General features: G+C 61.9%; 1 protein-coding gene. It reads right to left on the bottom strand.

Features of this window, described 5'->3' with window-relative positions:
- Positions 1–514: WecB/TagA/CpsF family glycosyltransferase (locus tag CXR03_RS19005; RefSeq protein ID WP_219816292.1), on the bottom strand; the 514-nt coding region annotated here is incomplete at its 3' end.
- Between the last annotated feature and the right edge of the window lie 16 nt (positions 515–530).

Below are 530 nucleotides of genomic sequence, written 5' to 3'. Positions count from 1 at the left end.
GCCGGTCGACCCATTTTTCCTGCAAAGGCGTGCCCATGGCAACGAGCAGCAGGTCGATGCGGGCAGTCTCTATGCGTTTGAGGATCAGGGCCGGATCGGCCCGGTCGAAATAGCCGTCGGAGATTTCGACGAATTCGTGCCAGGGCGTCTGCCGGCGGAGGTTGGTCGCCGCAGACTTCAGAACGCCAGAGGTTGCTCCGAGCAGTCCCACCCGTAGGGGCCTGGAGATGAATGTCAGCGCTGCCGGCACGAAATCAGTGCCGTTGAGATTGGCGGTGAAGCGACCACCGTGCAGAAAATGCGCAGCGATATCCACCCCAATGCCATCGGGCAGGACCAGGGAGCGCTCCAGAACCGCGCGGTATTCCGGGTCGTCCACCATGACATTGGCGTTGTTGGCATTCAGGAAGGCAATGTGGGTGAAACCGTCGCGGGCGACCAGCTTCTGCTCCAGATGCACCAGAGCCTCGTTCCAGCCGAGATCGCGGACCGGCATACCGAGAATGGGCAGCACAGGAACAGCAGGCTGG

Origin of the sequence: Arthrobacter sp. 08Y14, assembly GCF_002929455.1 — a bacterium.
Taxonomy (GTDB): domain Bacteria; phylum Actinomycetota; class Actinomycetes; order Actinomycetales; family Micrococcaceae; genus Arthrobacter_B; species Arthrobacter_B sunyaminii.
The sequence above is the reverse complement of the archived record's forward strand: the minus strand, read 5'-3'. Positions and strand labels throughout refer to the sequence as shown.